This is a genomic window from Mycobacterium sp. 852002-51961_SCH5331710 (assembly GCF_001665535.1).
Taxonomy (GTDB): Bacteria; Actinomycetota; Actinomycetes; order Mycobacteriales; family Mycobacteriaceae; genus Mycobacterium.
Genome location: NZ_LZSQ01000096.1, coordinates 1 through 543 on the forward strand (window position 1 = coordinate 1; position 543 = coordinate 543).

Sequence of the window (543 nt, forward strand, 5' to 3'; positions counted from 1 at the left end):
CTGATCATCTCGAGCGTCTCGCTGGGAGACTGGACCGGCGTACTGCCGAAGCCGAAGAAAATCGGCGGCGTTCCCGTTGCAATCCACGAGAGAACGTCGTCATCGGCCGTGGTCGGCAATCCCACCGTGAGCGCACCGACAAATGGCCGCCTGCAACCGAATTGCGCCCATTCATCTGCCAGCCCCGGGAACGAGAGTTCATCGTATGCCTGGACTTCGAGGGCCCCCCTTTTCGTGATCCGTTGCGGCGACGGGTCGGTGGCCTTTGGCAGGCCCAACTCGCGACGCTGTGCGTCCTCGACCTTCTTGGTTATGCGCCAGGTCACCCACTCATTTGCGGCCATCGCGGTGCGCGTGAGCAGTCGAGGAAGGGACGGAATGAGGCTGCCATTGGTACGTATTGGAAAGTAATGCAGTGCTGCCAGCGGAATATTGTAATACTCCGCGATATTGGCGGCGGGCTCTTCAAACACCAATCCCGTGATCAACATATCGGCATCATCTGCCAGCGACTTCAGCGTCTCGCTCATCTCTTCCCAGCAC

1 protein-coding gene is annotated in these 543 nt (G+C 59.5%); it reads right to left on the reverse strand.

The annotated features are described in order from the left end of the window. The coding region (locus A5752_RS16650; protein ID WP_502686742.1) for a glycosyltransferase family protein at nucleotides 1–543 on the reverse strand (543 nt) is incomplete at both ends.